The organism is Microbacterium wangchenii (assembly GCF_004564355.1).
In the GTDB taxonomy this organism is placed as follows: Bacteria; Actinomycetota; Actinomycetes; order Actinomycetales; family Microbacteriaceae; genus Microbacterium; species Microbacterium wangchenii.
Genome location: NZ_CP038266.1, coordinates 2,968,786 through 2,985,428, shown reverse-complemented (window position 1 = coordinate 2,985,428; position 16,643 = coordinate 2,968,786). Strand labels below are relative to the sequence as shown.

Below are 16,643 nucleotides of genomic sequence, written 5' to 3'. Positions count from 1 at the left end.
ACGATCACCTTCGAGCATGACGCGACGTCAGGGTCAAGACGGCGCGACCACCTCGGCGCGGAGAGGGCTTCGTCGACGGATGGAGCCGGGGGTCCGCCCGACGATGCGGGTGAAGGCCCGATGGAACGCCGCCTCGGAGTGGTATCCCAGTTCGTCGGCGAGGGCGGCGACCGTCGTATCGCCGTCCGCCAGACGCGACTGGGCCAGAGCCATCCGCCACCGCGCCAGGTAGGCGATCGGGGCTTCTCCGGTGAGCTCGGTGAAGCGCGCGCTGAAGGCAGAGCGAGACATTGTGGCCGCGTGCGCGAGGAGCTGGAGGTTCCACCGGCGCCCGGGATCGTCATGGATGGCTTCGAGGGCACGCCCGATCCGCTCGTCCTGCACCGCGTGCATCCACCCGCTCGCCGACCCGTCCTGGCCGGCGATCCATGCCCGGATGGCCTGGAGCACCAGCACGTCGGCCAGGCGTGTGGCCACCGTCTCACCGCCGATCTGAGGGTGCGACAGTTCCCTCGCCATCGTGCGCAGCGTGTCGTGGACGGAGGATCCGGCCTCGAGGTCGTCGCCGCGCACCGGCACGACGGCGGGCAGCGCACGCATGAGTTCTCGAGCGGCGGGGGCGTCGAAGGAGACGATGCCGCAGATGAGCTGCGACGCCTCGCCGGAGCCGCCGTGCCGCAGGGTGGAGTACTGCTCGCCGATGTACTCCTGCGGAAGCCGGTCGACCCGCAGGGCCGGGCCCGCCGAGGGCGAGCTCACGAGGTCGTGACCTCTGCCGTGCGGCACGAGGGCGAGGTCGCCGCGGCGCAGTTCGAGCGGAGGGGAGTCGGGGAGCCGCACCCAGCAGGACCCGTTCGTCACGACGTGGAAGCTGACGGAGTCCTCGATGGCCGGCATCTCCAGCGCCCACGGGCCGGTCAGTTCGGCATGGCAGTAGAACGTGCTCCGCATCTGGACGGTTCGGAGCAGTCGTGCGAGCCGTGCTCGATCCATGGGGCTCCTCCGATCGAGGTCATTGCGGAAGAGATTACTCCCGGCGGTCCACGGTTGCTGGACGATCGAGCAAGAATCACGGCGCTTCTGGCATGGAGCATCCTGGCGCACCCCCGTAGCTTCGGACGCGTTCACCCCTACGGAAAGGATCCACCATGTACGTCATCGCAGGAGCAACCGGACGCGTCGGGTCGGCCGCCGCACAGGAACTGATGGACGCGCACGCCGACGTCCGCGTCGTGGTGCGGCGACAGGCGGACGCCGAACGATGGGCCGCGCGTGGAGCCGAAGCCGCCGTGGCGACGCTCGCGGACCGAGCCGCGCTGGGAACGGCACTGCGGGGATGCTTCGGTCTGTTCGTCCTGCTCCCCTTCGACCTGAGCGCGGATGACCTCGACGCACACGCCGACGAGCTGATCGCCTCGGTCGCAGGGGCCGTCGCCGACCAGCGCGTGCCGCACGTGGTGATGCTCTCCTCCGGCGGCGCGGATCTTCCCGAGGGCACGGGCCCCATCCGCGGGCTGCATCGGATGGAGCGCGCGCTCGCGGAGACGGGGGCCACCGTGACCGCCCTGCGTTCGGGGCACTTCCAGGAGAAGGTCGGCGACGTGATCGATGTGGCCCGGGAGGCCGGCATCTACCCGGTCTTCGCCTCCTCCGCCGATACCGCCCGCCCGATGGCGGCCACGCGTGACATCGGCGCGGTCGTCGCCGACGTCCTCCAGAACCCGCCGGTCAGCAGCGAGGTGGTGGACGTGCTGGGTCCGGAGTACTCCGAGCGGACGGTGGCCGACCTCCTCGGCGCGGCGCTGGGTCGCGAGCTCCACGTCGCCACCGTCCCGGAGGAGGCGTGGCCGGCCGCGTTGATCGAGGCGGGCTTCCGTCCGCACATCGCCGAGAGCCTGGCAGAGCTGTACCGCGCCGACGACCGCGGACTGCTCGCGCCCCGCGGCGATCGCGCGGTCCACGTCTCCACGGAGCTGGCGTCGACCCTCGACGCCATGCTCGCCTGACCGGGTGGGGTCGGGATCGGGCTGGACCGAGTGCGCAGAATTCAGGAGATCCGGGCGTATCGCCGCCGCCGGAGCACCCCGGCGCGGCGTGTCTCCTGAATTCTGCACGGTAGAGGGGGCGGGGTCGGCGCCGCGGCGGGCTGAACCGAGGGCGTCAGGGCGTCTCGATCGCGACGAGCGGATCGGACGTGGGCTGGCCGGTGGGCGAACCGCCCTCGGGCTCCCGCGTGACCGCCAGCACGTCCCCCGGCTCGGGCGTGTCGGCCAGGAGCGCGGGCCCGCTGCCGTCATCGGCGGGCACGAGGCCGGCGGAGACGGCGGCGCCGTCGCGGATGAGCCACATCTGGTAGCTCTCGTCCTCGCCGAGGGGCGGGAAATCCTCCAGGACCAGGACGGCCTTGCCGACCGTCGGCGACCAGTACGCCGTCGCCTCGCCTCCGCCGGCGACCGCGGCCGACTCCGTTCGGGCATCCGGGGCCTGCCGGATCTCCTCGAGGGCCGCCACCGGCGCGGGGCGGTTGAGCTGCTGGTTCACGAACGCCGCACCCCAGCCGATGCCCACCAGCAGCGCGAGGGACGCGGCCAGGGCGAACCAGGAGCGCGCGCGCCACGCACGGGGTCGCCGCGCCGGCGCGCCCGGCGCGCCGGGGACGTCCGGCTCGGCCTCCGGCGCCGCGGGGGCGGGATCCTGCGGGGTGACGGCGATCCGGGCCAGCAGCGCGCTGCGGATGCCGGCGGGTGGGGCGACGTCGGCGACGCCGTCGGCGAGCACGGCGGCGGTGGCGACGTTCGCCGTCACGTGATGCTCCCATTCCGGATGCTGCCGGCGGGCGGTGTCGAAGGCGACCCGGTCGTCGTGCGACAGGGCGTGGAGCGCGGCGCCGGCGGCGAGCTCGGCGAAGTCCTGCTCGTTCACGTCGTCACCCCCATCGTCGCCCGAAGGCGGGACAGGCCGTCCCGCATCCTCGTCTTGACCGTGCCCAGGGGAGACCCGACGAGCGCCGCGATCTCGCTCTGACTGTAACCGCCGTAATACGCCAGTGTGAGCGCCTCACGCTGCGGCTCGGGGAGGGTCGCCAGGGCCTTGGCGACCCGTTCCGCGTCGGCTCGCAGCTCGACTTCCTCCGCCACCCCGTCATGGGCGACCCCCAGGTCGCGGAAGCCCGCACGCATGTCGCGGTCGGTGCTGGCCTGCGCTGCCCGCACGCGGTCCACCGCCCGGCGATGCGTGATTGTGAGAATCCACGATCTCCCCTGACCTTTATCCGGAGCGAAGCGGGCGGCGGATTGCCAGATCTCCAGGAACACCTCCTGCAGCACCTCCTCGCTCTGCGCACGGTCGACGAGGACTCGCAGGATGAGGCCGAAGGCGCGGGGCGAGAGCATGTCGTAGAGGCGCGCGAAGGCGCCCTGATCCCCACCGGCGATCCGCACGAGGAGGGCGCCGACGTGGTCGACGGCATCGCCGCCGTCCTCAGGCACCTCCACGCCGTCGATCACCACAGCATCCAGCATGCCGCAGGACACACGCGACGGTCCGCCCCCGCGCGGAACCGGGTGATCCGAGCCGCGCCGACTCCGTCCGATTCGAACCGGGCCGACTTCGTCCCATCCGATCCGCGACGTGTTCCGAAGAGTCCGTGTAGCCCGCTTGAGCGGCTGCAGCAGCACCGACACGACGGCGCCCCGGCGTCGCCAGATCAGGAGAAGACGATGTCCCGCAAGAAGCTGTACCTGCTCGGCATGCCGATGGCCGTGGCGGCCGTCATCGCCCTGAGCGCCTGCTCGCCGTCATCGGGTGGAGACATGTCGGAGGAGTCCTCCTCTGCGCCCTCGTCCGAGGAGACCATGGAGACGGAAGAGATGGATCCGGCCGCCGGCCTGGTCGGAGCCGGCTGCGCGGAGTACGCCGAGACGGTGCCCGATGGTGCCGGGTCGGTCGAGGGGATGTCTCAGGATCCGGTCGCGACCGCCGCCTCGAACAATCCCCTGCTGACGACGCTGACGGCGGCGGTGTCGGGCCAGCTGAACCCGGGCGTCGATCTGGTCGACACGCTGAACGGGGACGAGTTCACGGTGTTCGCGCCGGTGGACGACGCGTTCGCCAAGATCGACGCGGCCACCCTGGAGACGCTCAAGACCGACAGCGACCTGCTCACCTCGATCCTGACGTACCACGTCGTTCCGGGTGCGCTGGCCCCCGACGAGGTCGAGGGGACTCTGGCCACCGTCAACGGCGCCGAGCTCGAAGTCACCGGCAGCGGTGACGAGATCATGGTCAACGGCGAGTCCGCCGTGATCTGCGGTGGCGTCCAGACCGCCAACGCGACCGTCTACCTCATCGACACGGTGCTGATGCCGCCGATGATGTGAGAAAGCTCCCGGTGGGCGGGGGCCCGGGGGATAGAGCGGTCGCCGACGCGTGCGAGGGGGAGCGTCGGCGACCGCGCATCCGCGCAGGCGGTGCGTCGCCGGGGCTCCTCCCGGTGCGAAACGGCCGGAGGCAGGGAGAATGCACACGACGGGATGCCGCGCAGGCGCGCGACGGGGGGATCGGCTGTGGGGAAGGTGACGAGGATGCGGCGCAGATTCTGGGGCTGGGCCGCCCTCGGGGGAGTGGTGGGCGCGGGGGTCTTCCTCGCCGCGGCAGAGCTGGTCGCGCTCGTCGCATCGCCGGAGGCCAGCCCGCTGCTGGCCCTGGGGTCGGTCGTGATCGATGCGGTTCCGCAGCCGCTGAAGGAACTCGCGATCACGACCTTCGGGGAGTACGACAAGATCGCGCTGCTGCTCGGTCTCGCCGTCGCCGTTCTGGTCGCCGCGTCCGTGGCCGGCGTGCTGCAGTTCGTCCGGCCGCCGCTGGGCATCGCGGTGGTCGTGATCGCCGGTGGCCTCTCGCTGGCCGCCTCCCTCACGCGGGCCGGGGCCGGTCCCGCCGCCGCGGTTCCCGCTGCGGGGGGCACGGTCACCGGCGGCCTCGTGCTGTGGTGGCTGATCGCCCGGTTACGCGCCTGGGCCGCCGCGCCCGGCGATGAGGGGCCGCTCGAGCAGCCCGTGCCGCACGCGCACGAGGGGGAGCCCGCCGAGCGACCCACCGTCCATGCGAAGGGCGCTGCCGGACCGGGATCCGTCGACCGGCGCGCGTTCTTCGGCGTCACCGCGATCGCCGGAGCATCCGCGCTCCTCATCGGTGTCGGGGCACGCGCGCTGATCACTGCCTCCTCGTCGTCGCTGGCCGCCGTCCGCAAAGCCCTGCGCCTGCCCGCGGCGAAATCCTCCGTGGCGATTCCCGCCGGTGCCGAGCTCGATATCCCGGGGATCTCGCCCCTGTTCACGCCGAACGCCGACTTCTACCGCGTCGACACCGCGCTGACGGTGCCGTCCGTGGATCCGGCCGCCTGGCGGCTGGTGATCGACGGGATGGTGCAGCAGAGGGTTGAACTCACCTTCGACGATCTCGTCGGAATGGGGCTCGACGAGTACGCCATCACGCTGACGTGCGTGTCCAACGAGGTCGGCGGGCCTCTCGTGGGCAACGCGAAGTGGCTGGGCGTACCCGTCCGCGACGTGCTGAGGATGGCGGCACCGACCCCGGGCGCCGACATGGTGCTCTCGCGCAGCGTCGACGGCTTCACCGCCAGCACACCGCTGGGCTCGCTGCTGGACGACGACCTCGACGCGATCCTGGCCGTGGGGATGAACGGTGAACCGCTGCCGCTGGAGCATGGGTTCCCCGTGCGCATGGTCGTACCGGGGCTGTACGGCTACGTGTCGGCGACGAAATGGCTGAGCGGGCTGAAGGTGACCACCTTCGCGGCGGATGAGGCGTACTGGACACCCCGCGGCTACAGCGCGAAAGCGCCCATCAGGTTCTCCTCGCGACTGGACACCCCCCGCACCGGGCAGCCCGTCCCGGCCGGGCGCATCCCTCTGGCGGGCGTCGCGTGGGCGCAGACGGTCGGCATCGAGCGCGTCGAGGTGAGTATCGATGACAGCCGCTGGCAGCAGGCAACCCTGTCCACCCCCGTCAGCGACGACACGTGGGTGCAGTGGTTCCTGGAATGGGATGCCGCTCCCGGTGCGCACAACATCGTCGTGCGTGCCGTCGACCGCAACGGCGACGTCCAGATCGGGGAGCGGACGCCGGTGGCCCCGGACGGCTCGACCGGATGGCACCGCACCCTCATCCGGGTCACGTAGGCCGGCGGCGCCGGCGTGGGCCGCCGGAATCCTGTAGCCCATTCCGGCGCAGATCAAAAGGGTCAACGGAAAACTCCGTCTGCCGGATAGAAGTGGAGCATGGACAGGATTCACTACGCCGGAGATTCCATCCTCACCGGGACCGACATCGCACGTGCCCTCCTCGAGTACGCGCAGGCGCTGGCCCAGGTGGGCACCGCCGCGACGGTGGACGTCCCGACCGTCGACGACGACGGAGAGCCCGGACGCTCGGAGATCCTGGTGGGCCCGGCCAGCCAGCTGATCAGCAGCTCCGCGGATGTGCCGTACGAGGAGGTCGTCGACGAGGACCTCGTCGAGCAGCTGCGCGAGAAGACCCGCAACCTTCGCCGCTACGGAACGCCGGACGCCGGCGCCGTCACGCATGAGCAGGGTGACTTGGCGGCAGGAGAGTGGTCGGACTACGAGGGCATCTGAGGCCTAGGGATGCGCGTCGTCACCCGGCACGGGCGTGAGCGCGATGTCCACTCCGCGGGTGATCAGCAGGAACGTCGGCCGCGGTTGTCCCTCGCCGACGTTGACTTCGAGCCACATCGGCTCCCCGTCCTTCGTGGCGCTCAGAATCTGCTCGCGCAGCTGAGCGATGTCGATGTTGCCGACCGAGTAAGCCTGGCCGCCGTACGCGATGTCAATACGCTTCATCGGTCGCTTGCTCCCCTCCTGTGTTCGCCGGCGGTTCCGGCACGACGTACAGCCCACGCGGCGAGTTGGCGGTGAACATGAGCGCGTCCACCCACGCGCGGTTGAGGGCCGGCAGCCGGCCGCCGTAGAACTTGTAGGTGATGACGCTGTGCGGATGCACCCAGATCGACGTCCTCCCGTCGCCGATGCTCGGATCGTCCTTCCACGTGAAGTGGAACGACTCCCCGCGCCGCAGCTTGGCGCCGATGACGACCTGCAGATGCGCGAGCAGGCGGTCATCGAAGTCGGCCTTCAACTGACCTTCGAACAGGAACTTGCCCACGGGTCCTCCGCTTCATGCCGCCCCCGAAGCGGAACCTGACGGTGTGTGGAGCAGACCGAGAGGGTCACACCCGCCCACGCTGTTGTGTGTCAGGCTACGCCGGAATCCGGCCTTCGTGAAAAGGAGCGACATGAGTCCCCGTCTCCCGTCCCCAACCAGGAGGTCGGCGGTGCTCGCGCGCCGCGTGCGTCCGGCCGCGGCGATGGCACTGGCCGGGATCCTCCTACTGACCGCCTGCACGAGCATCCCCGCCGACGCCGCGGGAACCTCTGACCGCGTTCGCGGGGGTGAGCTGCGGGCAGGTGTCACGCACAATCCGCCGTGGACGGACACCTCCACGGCGGAGCCGACGGGCTCGGAGGTCGCTCTCGTGGAGAGCCTCGCTCGCGGCCTGGACGCCCGCGTGGAGTGGGTGGAGGGAAGCGAGGCGGTGCTGGCCGACGCCCTGCACGAGGGCGAACTGGACATCGCCGTCGGCGGATTCACCGACGACACCCCGTGGACCGAGCAGGCCGCCGTGACCGCGGTGTACCGCGAGGTCCGCAATGACCGTGGTGTCACCGAGAAGCACGTGATGCTCACCCGCTCCGGCGAGAACCGATTCCTGGTCACCATCGAGGACCACCTCCGCGAGAACGGCGCGGACCGGTGAGCCGTCCCACGCTGGCCGACACGCTGCCCGAACGGCAGGCGAGGGCCCTCGCGCGGGCCGTCCGCATCGAGTGGGCGACGATCGCGTTCCTCGCAGCCGCCATCACCGCCGTCGGGCTCACCGTGGGCAACTCCCAGGCGATGCGCGCGGCCTGGATCGAAGATCTCCTCTCCCTCGCCCCGCCGATCGCATTCCTCGTGGCGGTGCGCGTCATCGCGATGCCGGCGACCCGCAGATACCCCTATGGGTTCTTCCGCTCCGTGGGCGTGGCCCACCTGGTCGCCGGCGTCGCCCTGTTCACGATGGGTGCCATTCTCATCGTCGAATCGGTGACGGCCCTGATCCTGGCCGAGCGCCCGCCGATCGGATCGGTCGAGCTCTTCGGGCAGACCGTCTGGCTGGGCTGGATCATGATGGCCGTGATGGCCCTCACCATCCCGCTGCCGATCTACTTCGGCCGCGTCAAGATGAAACTCGCGCGCGAACTGCACAACAAAGTGCTGTACGCCGACGCCGACATGAACAAGGCCGACTGGATGACCGCCGTCGGGACGATCGTGGGGGTCGGTGGGATCGGCCTGGGACTGTGGTGGATGGATGCGGCGGCAGCGACCTTCATCGCCGGCAGCATCCTGTGGGACGGTGTGAAGAACACCCGCGCGGCGATCACCGACCTCATGGACACCACGGCGACGACCTTCGACGACGCGCACCATCATCCCGACGCCGACGCGGTGCACGACTACCTGTCATCGCTTCCCTGGGTCGCCGAGGTCCGCACACGCACGCGCGACCAGGGGCAGTTCTTCCACGTGGAGGCGTTCGTGCTGCCGGTGCGGGGTCGCGCGCCGTCGCTGCGCAAGCTCGCCGATGCCCAGGAGGGATGCCGGCGGCTGGACTGGAAGCTCCACGACGTCGTCGTCGTCCCGGTGGCCGAATTTCCCGCCAACGCCATGGCGCGCTCGACGGACCCGGAGTCGTAATCGCCCTGGGCGACCGACGCAACCCTCCCGCCGCTCACGGGTGCCGGTGCCTACGCTGGTGGTCCTGGAAAGGAGTCTCGACATGATGAGCACCCCCGTGCCGCCCCTGTCACCGGGAGACGAGAACCCGGCGGACGATCTGAAGACCGACATCGTCGAAGATGTCAAACGCGAACACACCATCACCAGCGACGTCGGCGCAGACGACGAAGACGCGTGATCCGCGCCCGGCTCAGCCCGCCGTCATGGCGGGCTGAGCCGTTCCGCGTCGGCGGCGCCCCAGTATGCCCTGGCGGGGGCTGAAGAGATACACCGCTGTGAAGACCGCGCCCTGCACGAGGACGACGAGCCCGGCCGACGAGGCATCCAGCCAGTAGCTCAGGTAGATGCCGAGCACCGACGACAGCGCCGAGATCACCGGTGCGATGACGAGCATGCGGCCGAACCGGTCGGTGAGCAGATACGCCGTCGCACCGGGGATGATCAGCAGCGCGACGACCAGGATCACGCCGACCACCTGAAGGGCCACGACGGCGGTCAGTGCCAGGACACCGAGCAGGAGCGCCCCCAGCAGGCGGGGCGACAGCCCGATGGCGAACGCGTGGGCGGGATCGAAGGCGTACAGGGTGAGGTCGCGCCGCTTGACCACGAGCACGGCGAAGGCGACCAGCGCGAGTGCCGCGATCTGGACGAGGTCGGCCGTGGACACCCCCAGGATGTTTCCGAAGATGATGTGGTTGAGGTCGGTCTGGCTCGGGGTGACCGAGATCAGCACGAGGCCCAGCGCGAACAGCGTCGTGAAGACGATCCCGATCGCCGCATCCTCCTTCACGCGGCTGGTGTCGCGGATGACGCCGATCAGGGCGACCGCGAGCAGGCCGAAGACGACCGCGCCCAGTGCGAACGGCGCGCCGACGACGTAGGCGAGCACGACGCCGGGCAGCACGGCGTGCGACACCGCATCGCCCATGAGCGACCAGCCGATGAGCACCAGCCAGCACGACAGCATGGCGCACACGACCGCGGCGATCACCGTGGTGAGGATCGCGCGCGTCATGAACTCGTACTGCAGGGGCTCCACAAGCACGTCGAGGAGGTTCATCGTGTTCCTCCCTCGAGAGGGGCGTCCAGGCCGAAGGCGCGCGCGAGGGTGTCGGGCTGCAGGGCGTCGGCGACGGACCCGCGGAACACGACGCGCTGGAGCAGCACGACGGCGTCGTCGGCGAGGGACGGCAGGGCCGCGAGGTCGTGGGTGGAGACCAGGACCGTGCGGCCGTCCGCGGCGAGCTCCCGCAGGAGACGGACGATGGTGGCCTCGGAGGTCTTGTCGACCCCCGCGAACGGTTCGTCCAGCAGCAGCACCGCCGCATCCTGGGCGATGCCCCGTGCGACGAACGCGCGTTTGCGCTGCCCCCCGGAGAGGCGGCCGATCTGCCGGTCGGCCAGGTCGGTCAGGTCCACGCGGGCGAGGGCCTCGTCGACGGCGGCGTCGTCGGCCGCTCGCGGGCGCCGGGTCGGGCCGAGCCGCCCGTATCGCCCCATGAGCACGACGTCGCGCACCGAGACGGGAAAGGCCCAGTCGACGACTTCGCTCTGCGGCACCGACGCGATCAGGCCCTTCCGCCGCGCCACCGCCGGTGCCATGCCCGACACCTGCGCCGTGCCGGAGTCGGGACGGATGAGCCCGAGGATGGTCTTCAGCAGCGTGGACTTGCCCGATCCGTTCATGCCGATCAGGCCCGTCACCCTTCCGGCCGCCAGTTCGAGGGACACGTCTCGGAGCGCGACGACATCGCCGTAGCTGACCGTCACCCCCTCGACGGTGATCGCGGGTGTCACCGCGCGCCGCCGGTCAGCGCGGCCAGGATCGTCTCGGTGTCATGACGGAGCAGGTCGAGGTACGTGGGCACCGGGCCCTCCGCCTCGGAGAGGGAGTCGACATAGAGCACGCCGCCGAACTCCGCGCCCGTGGCATCCACGACCTGCTGCATGGGCTTGTCCGACACGGTTGATTCGCAGAAGACGGCGGGCACGTCGTTGTCGGCGACGAACTCGATCGTCGCGGCGATCTGCTGCGGCGTGGCCTGCTGCTCGGCGTTGACGGGCCAGATGTACGCCTCGGTGAGACCGGCGTCGCGCGCGAGGTAGGAGAAGGCGCCCTCGCACGTGACGAGGGCGCGCTGGTTCTCCGGCAGCGCCCCCAGTTCGCTCACCAGCTCCTCGTGGATCTGCTGCAGCTCAGCCGTGTACGCCTCGCCGTTCGCGGCGAAGTCGTCGGCGTGCTCGGGCGCGAGCTCGCTGAAGGCGTCGACCATGTTCGCGACGTATCGCTGGGCGTTGAGCGGGCTCATCCACGCGTGCGGGTTCGGACGGCCGTCGTACGCGTCGCCGGTGATGTCGATCATGTCGACCCCCTCCGACACCACGACGTGGGGCACATCGGCGGACTCTACGAACTGCGCGAACCACGCCTCCAGATTCAGCCCGTTGTCCAGGATGAGGTCGGCCTCGGCGGCCTTGGCGACGTCGCCGGGGGTGGGCTCGTACCCGTGGATCTCAGCGCCCACCTTCGTGATCGACTCGACCTCGAGGTGATCGCCCGCGACGTTGCGCGCCATGTCCGCCAGGACGGTGAAGGTCGTCAGCACGCGGGGGCGATCGTCCGCGCCGGGGGTCGCCGAGGCGGTGACGCATCCGGTGAGAAGCCCTGCCATGAGGGCCGCCATCGACACGAGTGTCACCGTTCGGCGGAGATTTTTCGGCATGCCGAAAAACTACTGCGTCGCGCCGTGGTGAAGCAAGACGCAGGCGCGGGGGAGAGGTCAGAATGGGACGATGTCGCCCTCCCCCTGGACTCCGCCGGCCTTCACGACGCGCCCGACCCTGACCGGATCCTTCGGGATGACCTCTTCCACCCACTGGCTCGCGACGGGCGCTGCGCAGAGCGTGCTCGAGCGCGGCGGCAACGCGTTCGACGCGGCGGTGGCCGGATGCCTCGTGCTGCACGTCGCCGAACCCCACTTGAACGGCCCGGCCGGCGATCTCGTGGGCTTGGTCGCACCCGGCGGGCGGGCGCCCCGCGTGCTGTCCGGCCAGGGTGCCGCCCCGGCCGCGGCGACCATCGCGCACTACCGGTCGCTGGGACTGGAGGCCGTCCCGGGGGCGGGGGGCCTGGCCGCCGCGATCCCGGGCGCCTTCCCCGCGCTCCTGCTGCTCCTGCGCGAGCACGGCACGTGGGAGTTCGCCGACGTCGCCGCCTACGCGATCGGGTACGCCGATCGCGGCGTGCCCGTCGCCCCGGCCTGGGCGCGGACCGTCGGCGCCGTGGCCGAGCTCTTCCGTGCGCACTGGCCGACCTCGGCGGCGCTGTGGATGCCGGACGGGCGGGTCCCCGAGGCGGGGGAGACCTTCTGCAATCCCGAGTGGGCACACACGCTGCGGCGGCTGGCCGCGGCAGCCGGGTCATCGCGCACCGAGCGCATCGACGCGGTGCTGCGGGAATGGCGGGAGGGATCCGTCGCGCGCGAGCTCACGGCGTTCCTGGCCCGGCCCCACCGCCACTCCGACGGCGGCGCGTACGCGGGAGTGCTCGCGCCGGAGGACCTGCGCGGATACGACGCCGCGTGGGAGGAGCCGGTGACCTACCGGTTCCGCGGCATCGACGTCGTCAAGGCCCCGGCCTGGGGCTCGGGGCCCGTGCTGCTGCAGGCCCTCGCCATCCTGTCGGCCTTCCCCGACGACGAGCTCGACCCGGCCAGCGCGCGCGGTGCACATGTCATCATCGAGGCCCTCAAGCTGGCCTTCGCCGACCGCGACGCGTACTACGGAGAGGACGCGCGCGAGGTGCTGGAGGTGCTGCTCAGCGACGCGTACGCGCGCGAGCGTGCCGCGCTGATCACGGATGCGGCCAGCCCCGACTGGCGACCGGGTGCCGTGCCCGGACGCGAGCCGTTCCTGCCCCCGCTGGTGTCCGATGCCGGTGGCGCGGGCGGCAGCGTCGGTGAGCCCACCGTGCGCAGCGACGGCGAGACCCGCGGCGACACGTGCCACCTGGACGTGGTGGATGCGGCGGGCAACATCGCGAGCCTCACCCCCTCGGGCGGGTGGCTGCAGTCCTCCCCGGCGGTGCCCGGGCTGGGGCTGGCCGCCGGCACGCGGCTGCAGATGACGTGGCTGGACGAGGCGGCACCCGCGGCGCTGCGGCCCGGCGCCCGCCCCCGCACGACCCTGTCGCCCACCCTGCTGCAGCGCGACGGCGAGGTGATCGAGGCACTCGGCACCCCCGGCGGCGACCAGCAGGACCAGTGGCAGGTGCCCTACCTGCTGCGCCGCATCCTCGGCGGATTCTCCGCGCAGGCCGCAATCGACGCTCCGACCTTCCACACGACCCACCTGCCGAGCTCGTTCTGGCCGCGGGCATGGGAACCGTGCGGCGTCGTGGTCGAAGCCCGCCTCGGCGCCGACGTCGTGGACGACCTGCGCGCCCGCGGGCACGCCGTCACGGTCGTCGACGGCTGGTCGCTGGGGCGTCTGTCCTCCGTCGGCCGCGACGCCGGCGGGATCCTCTCCGCCGCGGCGAATCCCCGCGGCGCGTCCGGTTACGCCGCCGGGCGCTGAGTCGCGTCCGTCGCGGCCGGGCCGAGCGCGCATCAGCCTCTTGTCAATCCCTCCCCTTTCCCGGGTCGCGTGGGGTGGGCTGGGCGCACCAAACCACACGAGGAGTGACATGGTTCAGATCATCGAGACCATCGACGTCGACGTGCCCGTGAGCACGGCATACAACCAGTGGACGCAGTTCGAGACCTTCCCCTCCTTCCTGGATGAGGTCGAGTCGATCCAGCAGCGCGACGACACCCACCTCCATTGGAAGGTGAAGGTCGGCGGCGCCGAGCGCGAGTTCGACGCGGAGGTCACCGAGCAGCACCCCGACGAGCGCGTCGCGTGGCGCAGCGTCGGCGGGGAGACCGAGCACGCGGGCGTCGTGACCTTCCACAAGCTCTCCGACACCTCCACGCGCGTCACCGTGCAGATCGACTGGGAGCCGGAGGGGCTGCTGGAGAAGGTCGGCTCGCTCGTCGGGGTCGGCCAGCACGCCGTCAAGAAAGACCTCAAGAACTTCAAGGAGTTCATCGAGAGCCGCGGCGCGGAGACCGGTCAGTGGCGCGAGGACGTGCCTCGCTGACCCCTCGCTAACGAGCAGCGCCCCGGTTGTCAACGCTGTCCGGCCGGGGCGCTGTGGCGTGTTCACTGGAAGGAGGCATTTCCACACAGGAGGACACCATGAACGAGGGGAGCACCGCCGCCGACGCCGACCTTCGCGACGAGGCCGACATCTTCGAAGAGGAACTGATGGCAGAGCTGAGCGCACGTGGCATCGTCGCGGTCCTCTGAGCCGCAGGCTCGGGTCCGCCCCATCGCGCCGGCCGACGCCGGCGAGGTGCTGACGCTACAGCGGGCGGCGTTCGTCTCCGAGGCGCTCATCTACGGCGACGCGGACATGCCGCCTCTGACGCAGACGCTCGAAGAGCTCGAGGCCGAGCTCGTGGAGAACCTCGGATGCGTCGCCGTCGCGGGGTCACGGATCGTCGCCGCCGCGCGGGCGCAGCGCGACGGGGATCTGCTGCTGATCGGCCGGATCGCCGTCGCGCCCGACATGCAGGGGGCAGGGCTGGGCTCGCTCATCCTGCACGCCGTGGAGGAGCGCGGCCGGGAGGCCGGAGCCCGCGAGGCGGAGCTGTTCACGGGGCGGCTGAGTGAAGCCAACCTCCGGCTGTACACGCGGGAGGGGTATCGCGAATCCGAGCGCGCCGGCGGCGAGACGGGGGAGGACCAGATCTTCCTCCGCAAGAACCTGCGGTCCTGACCGGCTCCTCACCGGCCGTCGAGCAGCTCGGCGGGGACGAGATCGCGGATCGTGAGCGCGGCGCTGACCACGCCGAGGTGGCTCAGGGCCTGGGGCACGTTGCCCCAGAATGCGCCGTCGTCCTCGGCGATCATCTCCGCGAAGATCCCCACGTCGTTGGCCCGTGACACCAGGTCGTCCATCGCCTCGACCGCCTCCCGGTGTCGGCCGATGCACGCCAGCGCCGAGACGCGCCAGAAGGCCGCCGCGACGAAGGTGTGCTCCTCCTGATCCATCCCGGTGTACCGGTACAGGAGGGGCCCGGCGCCGAGGTCGCGCGTGATCGCGTCGATCGTGGCCGCCATCCGCTCGCCGCGGTCGAACCCGCTCTCGGCGTGCAGCAGCACGGAGGTGTCCAGGTCGGTCGTGCCGGGGTGCATGACGTAGCTGCCGGCCTCCTCCGACCATCCGTGCTGCGCCACCCACTCCGCGATCCGGTCGCGCTCGGAACGCCACCGTTCCGGGTTGCCCGGTATCGCGTCGCGTTCGGCGAGGAACACGGCGTCGTTGAGTGCCTGCCAGCAGCCCATCTTCGACGACGTGTAGTGGCGGAGTTCGGGGAGCTCCCACATCCCCGAATCCGGCTGCCGCCACAGGTCGCACGTGCGATCGGCCATCGCCGCGAGGGACCGGCCGGTGGCCACGTCGAGGATGTTGCCGCCGTCGACGTACGTGCGGCAGATCGCGAACAGATCGCCGTAGACGCCCAGTTGCAGCTGGCCGTGCGCGGGGTTGCCCGTGACGACCGGCCCGAGGCCGCGCCATCCGCCGACGTCGTACTCGTGCACGCCGTCCGTCACCTCCCCGCGCAGCGAATAGAACACGTGCAGTTCGGGGCCGTTCTGCCGGATCGTCTGCAGGAGCCACGAGATCGCCGCGTGGGTCTCCTCGCGCAGGCCGAACCGCACCAGGGCATGCGTCGTGTACGCGAGGTCGCGCACCCACGCGAAGCGGTAGTCCCAGTTCTTGCCGCCGCGCGGGCTCTCCGGCAGCGATGTGGTGGCCGCCGCCGCGATGGCCCCGGTGGGGGCGTAGACCAGAAGCTTCAGCGCCAGGGCGCTGCGCTGCACCGCCCGCTGCCACGGCCCGTCGTAGGAGAACTCCCGTGACCACGCGCGCCATCCCGCCACGGTGCGGTCGATGCCGCGCTGCACGTTGCCCGGGTCGGGCAGGTGCAGAGGCTCGCCGTCGGTGGCGACCAGGATCAGCACCGAGGAGGATCCCGAGCGTGTCGCGAACGACCCGTGCACGGCCGGACCGTCATCGCCGTCCGGCTGGGCGTGGGCGGTGCCGTGACCGTCGCCGACCACGGCCAGGGAGATGTCGCCCACGCGCAGGATGGACACGCCCCCGCGCTCCTCGATCCACGGTGCGGCCGTCTGCAGCCGCGTCCCCGGCTGCACGCGCCACCGGAACCGGACGCTGCCCTCGACCCCCTCGATCCGCCGGGCGAGCTCGGCCCAGGGCAGGCGTCCGGCGACCCCTGTGACCATCGCATCCGTCACCCTCGCTGATCCCGACGCGGTGCGGAACGTGGTCTCGAGCACGTTGGTGCGGGGGAGATACCTCCGCCGCACGGTGTACTCCTCGTCGGGTTCGAGCTCGATCCGCCCGCCGGTTTCGGTGTCGAGAAGCCCGGCGAAGACGGGCAGCGAGTCCAGGTGCGGGAGGGGGAGCCAATCGATCTGTCCTCGCCGCCCCACCAGCGCGATCGTCCGCCCGTCACCGATGGGCGCGTACTCACGCAGGTCGGTGTGACGGGGCGCATCGGCGGAAGCCATGCCGCCACGCTAGGAAGCTCGGACGCCGCGCCGGGCGGGGTTGCGCCGCGGCAGCACGTCGACTATCGCTCGGGGCGCGCATAGCAACGGGGTGCGGCAGCGACAAGCCCCGGCCCGCT

19 protein-coding genes are annotated in these 16,643 nt (G+C 71.1%); 10 read left to right on the top strand and 9 right to left on the bottom strand.

Features of this window, described 5'->3' with window-relative positions; translation table 11 throughout:
- Nucleotides 1-33: 33 nt before the first annotated feature.
- Nucleotides 34-993, bottom strand: coding sequence for an AraC family transcriptional regulator (locus E4K62_RS14500; protein ID WP_135068639.1), 960 nt, complete (start codon nt 991-993; stop codon nt 34-36).
- Between the two features lie 155 nt (nt 994-1,148).
- Here E4K62_RS14500 and E4K62_RS14495 point away from each other — a divergent pair, with 155 nt between their 5' ends.
- Nucleotides 1,149-2,006: an NmrA family NAD(P)-binding protein gene (locus tag E4K62_RS14495; RefSeq protein WP_135068637.1), complete on the top strand. Its 858-nt coding sequence runs from the start codon at nt 1,149-1,151 to the stop codon at nt 2,004-2,006.
- Between the two features lie 154 nt (nt 2,007-2,160).
- Here E4K62_RS14495 and E4K62_RS14490 read toward each other — a convergent pair whose 3' ends face one another.
- The gene (locus E4K62_RS14490) at nt 2,161-2,922 is read right to left on the bottom strand and encodes an anti-sigma factor (protein WP_135068635.1); all 762 of its coding nucleotides are present in this window, start codon (nt 2,920-2,922) and stop codon (nt 2,161-2,163) included.
- Nucleotides 2,919-3,521 (bottom strand): ECF RNA polymerase sigma factor SigK, encoded by a 603-nt coding sequence (gene sigK / locus E4K62_RS14485; RefSeq protein ID WP_135068633.1) that lies wholly within the window; start codon nt 3,519-3,521, stop codon nt 2,919-2,921. Before sigK ends, E4K62_RS14490 begins: the two co-directional genes overlap by 4 nt.
- Nucleotides 3,522-3,719: 198 nt before the next feature.
- On the opposite strand from sigK, the gene E4K62_RS14480 reads away from it, so the two are divergent.
- The 3 genes from E4K62_RS14480 (at nt 3,720) to E4K62_RS14470 (ending at nt 6,659) form a co-directional block, all read left to right on the top strand.
- The gene (locus E4K62_RS14480; protein ID WP_135068631.1) at nt 3,720-4,379 is read left to right on the top strand and encodes a fasciclin domain-containing protein; all 660 of its coding nucleotides are present in this window, start codon (nt 3,720-3,722) and stop codon (nt 4,377-4,379) included.
- Nucleotides 4,380-4,583: 204 nt separating this feature from the next.
- On the top strand, nt 4,584-6,203 hold the full coding sequence (locus E4K62_RS14475) for a molybdopterin-dependent oxidoreductase (RefSeq protein ID WP_135068629.1): 1,620 nt from the start codon (nt 4,584-4,586) through the stop codon (nt 6,201-6,203).
- Nucleotides 6,204-6,302: 99 nt separating this feature from the next.
- Nucleotides 6,303-6,659: a hypothetical protein gene (locus tag E4K62_RS14470; RefSeq protein ID WP_135068627.1), complete on the top strand. Its 357-nt coding sequence runs from the start codon at nt 6,303-6,305 to the stop codon at nt 6,657-6,659.
- A 3-nt stretch (nt 6,660-6,662) separates the two neighbouring features.
- Here E4K62_RS14470 and E4K62_RS14465 read toward each other — a convergent pair whose 3' ends face one another.
- Together E4K62_RS14465 and E4K62_RS14460 are read right to left on the bottom strand one after the other, a co-directional pair.
- The gene (locus E4K62_RS14465) at nt 6,663-6,884 is read right to left on the bottom strand and encodes a hypothetical protein (protein ID WP_135068625.1); all 222 of its coding nucleotides are present in this window, start codon (nt 6,882-6,884) and stop codon (nt 6,663-6,665) included.
- Nucleotides 6,871-7,206, bottom strand: coding sequence for a DUF7882 family protein (locus tag E4K62_RS14460; RefSeq protein ID WP_135068623.1), 336 nt, complete (start codon nt 7,204-7,206; stop codon nt 6,871-6,873). The genes E4K62_RS14465 and E4K62_RS14460 overlap by 14 nt, the downstream gene beginning before the upstream one ends.
- 169 nt (nt 7,207-7,375) lie before the next feature.
- Here E4K62_RS14460 and E4K62_RS14455 point away from each other — a divergent pair, with 169 nt between their 5' ends.
- From E4K62_RS14455 to E4K62_RS18740, 3 genes are all read left to right on the top strand, one after another.
- Nucleotides 7,376-7,858, top strand: a complete 483-nt coding sequence (locus E4K62_RS14455) for a transporter substrate-binding domain-containing protein (protein WP_240742707.1) — start codon at nt 7,376-7,378, stop codon at nt 7,856-7,858.
- On the top strand, nt 7,855-8,841 hold the full coding sequence (locus tag E4K62_RS14450) for a cation efflux transmembrane domain-containing protein (RefSeq protein WP_135068621.1): 987 nt from the start codon (nt 7,855-7,857) through the stop codon (nt 8,839-8,841). Before E4K62_RS14455 ends, E4K62_RS14450 begins: the two co-directional genes overlap by 4 nt.
- Nucleotides 8,842-8,923: 82 nt before the next feature.
- Nucleotides 8,924-9,061: a hypothetical protein gene (locus E4K62_RS18740; protein ID WP_167747800.1), complete on the top strand. Its 138-nt coding sequence runs from the start codon at nt 8,924-8,926 to the stop codon at nt 9,059-9,061.
- Nucleotides 9,062-9,073: 12 nt separating this feature from the next.
- Here the strand turns inward: E4K62_RS18740 and E4K62_RS14445 are convergent, their stop codons facing one another.
- From E4K62_RS14445 to E4K62_RS14435, 3 genes are read right to left on the bottom strand one after another with little or no spacing between them, the layout of a single operon-like run.
- A complete protein-coding gene (locus E4K62_RS14445) occupies nt 9,074-9,943 on the bottom strand; it encodes a metal ABC transporter permease (protein WP_135068619.1) in 870 nt (289 codons plus the stop codon).
- Complete coding sequence (locus tag E4K62_RS14440) at nt 9,940-10,680, bottom strand: metal ABC transporter ATP-binding protein (RefSeq protein WP_135068617.1); 741 nt, start codon at nt 10,678-10,680, stop codon at nt 9,940-9,942. Before E4K62_RS14440 ends, E4K62_RS14445 begins: the two co-directional genes overlap by 4 nt.
- Complete coding sequence (locus E4K62_RS14435; RefSeq protein WP_135068615.1) at nt 10,677-11,606, bottom strand: metal ABC transporter substrate-binding protein; 930 nt, start codon at nt 11,604-11,606, stop codon at nt 10,677-10,679. The genes E4K62_RS14440 and E4K62_RS14435 overlap by 4 nt, the downstream gene beginning before the upstream one ends.
- A 70-nt stretch (nt 11,607-11,676) precedes the next feature.
- Here E4K62_RS14435 and E4K62_RS14430 point away from each other — a divergent pair, with 70 nt between their 5' ends.
- The 3 genes from E4K62_RS14430 to E4K62_RS14420 all read left to right on the top strand — a co-directional run bounded on the left by E4K62_RS14430 (nt 11,677) and on the right by E4K62_RS14420 (nt 14,704).
- Complete coding sequence (locus E4K62_RS14430) at nt 11,677-13,458, top strand: gamma-glutamyltransferase family protein (RefSeq protein ID WP_135068613.1); 1,782 nt, start codon at nt 11,677-11,679, stop codon at nt 13,456-13,458.
- A 109-nt stretch (nt 13,459-13,567) separates the two neighbouring features.
- The gene (locus E4K62_RS14425; protein WP_135068611.1) at nt 13,568-14,023 is read left to right on the top strand and encodes an SRPBCC family protein; all 456 of its coding nucleotides are present in this window, start codon (nt 13,568-13,570) and stop codon (nt 14,021-14,023) included.
- Between the two features lie 186 nt (nt 14,024-14,209).
- Nucleotides 14,210-14,704, top strand: a complete 495-nt coding sequence (locus E4K62_RS14420; protein ID WP_135068609.1) for a GNAT family N-acetyltransferase — start codon at nt 14,210-14,212, stop codon at nt 14,702-14,704.
- 8 nt (nt 14,705-14,712) lie between these two features.
- Here the strand turns inward: E4K62_RS14420 and E4K62_RS14415 are convergent, their stop codons facing one another.
- The gene (locus tag E4K62_RS14415) at nt 14,713-16,524 is read right to left on the bottom strand and encodes a glycoside hydrolase family 15 protein (RefSeq protein ID WP_135068607.1); all 1,812 of its coding nucleotides are present in this window, start codon (nt 16,522-16,524) and stop codon (nt 14,713-14,715) included.
- Nucleotides 16,525-16,643: the final 119 nt, after the last annotated feature.

Coding starts and splice junctions, on each gene's coding strand:
- E4K62_RS14500 (WP_135068639.1), bottom strand. CDS start 993: ATGGATCGAGCACGGCTCGCACGACTGCTCCGAACCGTCCAGATGCGG.
- E4K62_RS14495 (WP_135068637.1), top strand. CDS start 1,149: ATGTACGTCATCGCAGGAGCAACCGGACGCGTCGGGTCGGCCGCCGCA.
- sigK (WP_135068633.1), bottom strand. CDS start 3,521: ATGCTGGATGCTGTGGTGATCGACGGCGTGGAGGTGCCTGAGGACGGC.
- E4K62_RS14480 (WP_135068631.1), top strand. CDS start 3,720: ATGTCCCGCAAGAAGCTGTACCTGCTCGGCATGCCGATGGCCGTGGCG.
- E4K62_RS14475 (WP_135068629.1), top strand. CDS start 4,584: ATGCGGCGCAGATTCTGGGGCTGGGCCGCCCTCGGGGGAGTGGTGGGC.
- E4K62_RS14470 (WP_135068627.1), top strand. CDS start 6,303: ATGGACAGGATTCACTACGCCGGAGATTCCATCCTCACCGGGACCGAC.
- E4K62_RS14465 (WP_135068625.1), bottom strand. CDS start 6,884: ATGAAGCGTATTGACATCGCGTACGGCGGCCAGGCTTACTCGGTCGGC.
- E4K62_RS18740 (WP_167747800.1), top strand. CDS start 8,924: ATGATGAGCACCCCCGTGCCGCCCCTGTCACCGGGAGACGAGAACCCG.
- E4K62_RS14445 (WP_135068619.1), bottom strand. CDS start 9,943: ATGAACCTCCTCGACGTGCTTGTGGAGCCCCTGCAGTACGAGTTCATG.
- E4K62_RS14435 (WP_135068615.1), bottom strand. CDS start 11,606: ATGCCGAAAAATCTCCGCCGAACGGTGACACTCGTGTCGATGGCGGCC.
- E4K62_RS14430 (WP_135068613.1), top strand. CDS start 11,677: ATGTCGCCCTCCCCCTGGACTCCGCCGGCCTTCACGACGCGCCCGACC.
- E4K62_RS14425 (WP_135068611.1), top strand. CDS start 13,568: ATGGTTCAGATCATCGAGACCATCGACGTCGACGTGCCCGTGAGCACG.
- E4K62_RS14415 (WP_135068607.1), bottom strand. CDS start 16,524: ATGGCTTCCGCCGATGCGCCCCGTCACACCGACCTGCGTGAGTACGCG.